At 34.7% G+C, this 3,558-nt stretch carries 3 protein-coding genes; 1 reads left to right on the top strand and 2 read right to left on the bottom strand.

The window, feature by feature from the left end:
* Positions 1 to 266: 266 nt before the first annotated feature.
* Together T525_RS0111175 and T525_RS0111170 are read right to left on the bottom strand one after the other, a co-directional pair.
* A complete protein-coding gene (locus T525_RS0111175) occupies positions 267 to 479 on the bottom strand; it encodes a hypothetical protein (protein WP_027407253.1) in 213 nt (70 codons plus the stop codon).
* 412 nt (positions 480 to 891) lie between these two features.
* Positions 892 to 1,437: a hypothetical protein gene (locus T525_RS0111170; RefSeq protein WP_027407252.1), complete on the bottom strand. Its 546-nt coding sequence runs from the start codon at positions 1,435 to 1,437 to the stop codon at positions 892 to 894.
* Between the two features lie 361 nt (positions 1,438 to 1,798).
* On the opposite strand from T525_RS0111170, the gene T525_RS15710 reads away from it, so the two are divergent.
* Complete coding sequence (locus T525_RS15710) at positions 1,799 to 3,163, top strand: ankyrin repeat domain-containing protein (protein WP_027407251.1); 1,365 nt, start codon at positions 1,799 to 1,801, stop codon at positions 3,161 to 3,163.
* Positions 3,164 to 3,558: the final 395 nt, after the last annotated feature.

The raw sequence follows: 3,558 nt of genomic DNA, 5'->3' as shown, positions 1-3,558 counted from the left end.
TGGCTCAATCTCATTAAGTATTGCTGGCAACGCAAAAAGCCCGCGGCAGCCACACCGCGGACTTTTCGCGGAATGACTATATTTCTATCCCGGCCGAGAGAGAAAACAGGGGTAAAACGTCATTCCGCAATGACAACTTATTTAACTGTCTTAATTATACACAATTGTGGATAACGTGTCAATATACTGCACAAAAATAATAAAATGTATTCAAATATAGGAAATACGGTATTAAAAAAAGGGCTCATTTCTGAGCCCCTATACCGTCAGTGTATGTTGTATCTGGCATTGAATTCCATGTTTATGTCGCGGATTTCCTTTTTTCCCTCTATGTAAGGGCGATACATTTCAAAGGCATCACCAACACCCAGCTGACAGCCAGTGCAATTTTCACAGCCCTCAGAGCAGGCCAGGGCCTTGCGGACAATTTCCTCACGCTCCTCACGGGTTGTATCTTTGATGAGTATGCTTTGTGCCATAAGTTTGCCCTCCCTTGCACGATGCTATACCACTTTATCGCGGTCAATTTCTTTGGAAAAATTATAACATGATGTGGTATTTCTGACCATTTATTTATGGGGTGGGCGTATGCCGTGGGGGCGACTGAAGCTTTGGACCATATAATGAAATGTAGTTACCTGTATTCAAGATGAGATCTTGTATCTTTTCCATTAAAGTGGTAATATTATTTTACAAATCCAATTTTTTTTAATTCTCATTTCTCTGCTATTTGATATAGCAGAGTCCTTCTCAAGCCGGTCTTTGTGATCGGCTTTTTTTCGACAGATAGCAATGTTGGAAAGTTGATAAAATGAGTACAAAATGAAAGGAACAGCCTACAAAAAGGGCTGTTCCTTTTTATTAATGTTACGGCTTATTTTATTCCTGTTATTAGCGCCATCTTTCTTTATTTCTTTTATCTAACCAATCATGCCATTCTTTTTGTTTTTGATACCATGGGTCGAATACTTCTTTAAAGCTGCTTTTAAATTCTTGGTCATATTCTCCGTTTTTAAGTTTTTTATACTCATGACCGTATGGCACAAAATTTGATTCTAAACATTTTGTTTTTTCGTTATATGTAATTGTGCCACCCATTACTTGAGGAATACCAACTGTACCACCCATTCCATTAGGAATAATAAGTGTGTTTCCGTCTTCTGATTTTTTCGCTACAAAACGGTTGGATGGATCTTTATCTTCTTCTAATTCTCCATCAGCATTCATGTACACATAATAGCAATCAATAAAATAATCTTTATCGCCATTCTTTTGAATTTCAAAACCAGCTGCTCTAGGAGGTAAAACAGAGGTACCGTTATTTATTTCTGCAACCCATTTTCCTTCAAATTTTTCAGATGCGCCACAGCCAGAAATCATAATACCTAAAATACAGATTAATAGACCCCCGAAAATTATTTTTAATTTTTTGCCCATTTTTTAACCACCCTCTCAGATTATTTTTATTGGACTTTTTGCCCACTATGGTTATTCTATATTATTTACCTGGAATCATTCAACAAAGGCAAAGTTAAATTTATATTAAAGTTTGATTAGACTGGAATAGCTTATAACCATATAAATACCTATATATCAACATACAATAGGTTTTATATTTTGTTGTCTTTTTTTTAGAATTTTAATGAATCGGTTATGCCATTGAAAAGTTAAAATCTATATGATACAATGGCCTCGGTTGTTTAGATATGGGAAAATATTCCTGTAGTCGCTACCTAAATAACGGGCTTTTTTTATTTAGGTATGTCTATAATTATTAATAATTGAGAGGATGGTTTTAGTGAAAAAAAGTGTACGTGGTTTTTGTGCTGCCTTAACTGCAACAGCATTTCTTGTTTCTGCAACTCCAAGTGTTGAGGCTGGTATTGACTGGGGTAATGTTCTTGGATCTGTAATCGGAACAGCTATAAATAATAGCAGTGGTAATAATAATGGCGGTAATAACGGCGGTAACAATGGTGATTTGTTAGGCGGTTTATCAAATCAAAGTCATGCACATAAGAACCCAAATCAAAATGAACGATTGTTTATGTTAGCAGTTGAGCAAAATGATCTAGGAACGGTGCAATCAATGCTAAATGCTGGTGTTGATATAAATGGAGTATATGCTGTTGACAGCCCAATTATAGAAACCAGTACAAATGGTGTAACTGCTTTTATGGTAGCAGTATCAAAAAATAATAGAGATATGATGCAATTTTTATTGGAAAACGGGGCTGATGTAAGAGGTTACTACCAGTTCAATAATAATTTTGAAGCATATATTGTTTCAGCTGCTTATAAGGCAGATCTTGGCCTGCTTGAATATCTCCATAATTGGGGTGCTGATATAAATTTAAAAAGTTCAAGGCTTAATGATAATGCTTTAAATCGTTTAATGGAACGAGTAGAGTCATTGTCTTTTTATCCAGCAGCCACATATGATTGTGCAAAGTATCTTGTCGATAATGGTATAAATATAGATAATATTAGTAAGTCTCTTTATGGTTCTAGGCCTTTTATTACAGCATCCCGTAATCATTTATATGATTTAGTAGATTTATTTGCGGATAATGGAGCAAATATAAATATTAAAGACACTTATGGCAAAACTGCTATGGATATAGCAATAGATCGAAAAGATTTAGAAACAGTAAAATATTTACAGAATGTGATGGCAAGGGGACAGCAGCCATCAAAATACCAGGAAGCTAAAACAGCTTCTGATGCTGCAGCTGTAAAAAACAAAGAAGTAGTGTCATATTCCAAACACATTACCAAGGCCATGATTGCAGGGAATGAAGCACAAGATCTTTTAAATAATGCTGGCGTTCCAGTTCAGCAAATTCCACTTCAAGACAGAGTCAAAATAGCTAAAAAAATGTTAGGAAAACTTAATGAATCTATAAAAATAATTGATGAAAATAAGTTACAGCTAACCAAATGTACTCCAGAAGAAAAAGAAAAAATGACAAGTTGGGAAAATGGAGTTAAATCCCTGAGTATGAAACAAAGGGAATATGTAATGATACTGGCAGAAAATAGAGAGCTTACTCATGAAGATTATGAACAGGTTATTTCCTATATGGAGGAAGCTAACAATATTGCCAATTCAAATTATGACTTGTTAGTTGCTGCTCAAAATTATTTTCATGTAAAATTCTAACTATACTCTTTTATAATTCAATTTTTAATTACATCAGATGCCCTCTCTAGTGGAGGGTATCTTTTTTTGCAAAATAAAAGCACTCGTAACGAGTGCTTTCTGTATCAATTCAATTAAAATGCGGATTTTATTAAATCATCCGGACTAACCTGTCCATTGTTTTTGGAAAGATTATTGGTGGAATAGCAATCATAAACTAAATTATATAAATCATCCCAAAAACTCCCTGGAACGACGGCATTAACTTTTTCCTCTTTCCCCTCAGTAATTCTTTTTCCCGCATCGTTATAGCCGTAATACGAGAGTGTGAAAGTTTTTCTGTAAATAATAACAACAGTAACAGTTAAGGTCTTCTATGGTAAAATATAAAATCATAGGAGGCCTTTTACTATGGC

The sequence above is a fragment of the Anaerovibrio sp. RM50 genome, from assembly GCF_000622005.1.
GTDB lineage: Bacteria > Bacillota > Negativicutes > Selenomonadales > Selenomonadaceae > Anaerovibrio.
The sequence above is the reverse complement of the archived record's forward strand: the minus strand, read 5'-3'. Positions and strand labels throughout refer to the sequence as shown.